This is a genomic window from Ensifer sp. ENS08, from assembly GCF_014852195.1.
Taxonomy (GTDB): Bacteria; Pseudomonadota; Alphaproteobacteria; order Rhizobiales; family Rhizobiaceae; genus Ensifer; species Ensifer adhaerens.
Genome location: NZ_JACVBF010000072.1, coordinates 1 through 342 on the forward strand (window position 1 = coordinate 1; position 342 = coordinate 342).

The following is a 342-nucleotide window of genomic DNA, read 5'->3' on the forward strand; positions in this document are numbered from 1 at the left end:
GCGGCATCGTCATCCGCAAGTTTGCCGCAAAGATCGCGCGTCGGCGCTTGCAGTTTCTCCTGGAGTGCCCGCAGGGACCGGAACCCGACGCCTCCGGCTACAAGGGCTTCTTCTACCACTTCCTCGACATCGAGACCGGCAGGCGCGTTTGGGAGTGCGAGCTTTCGACGATCGACTCCGCCTTTCTTTTCGCGGGTGCTCTGACAGTGGCCGCGTATTTCGACGGCGATGGCGCCGAAGAAGTTGAAATCCGCAGGGTGGCAAACGCGCTCTATGAACGGGCCGACTGGAACTGGGCCTGCGATCACGGGCTGACGCTCACCCACGGCTGGCGGCCGGAAA

At 63.2% G+C, this 342-nt stretch carries 1 pseudogene; it reads left to right on the plus strand.

The window, feature by feature from the left end:
* Positions 1-342: pseudogene (locus tag IB272_RS34560) on the plus strand (hypothetical protein); the annotation flags it as partial.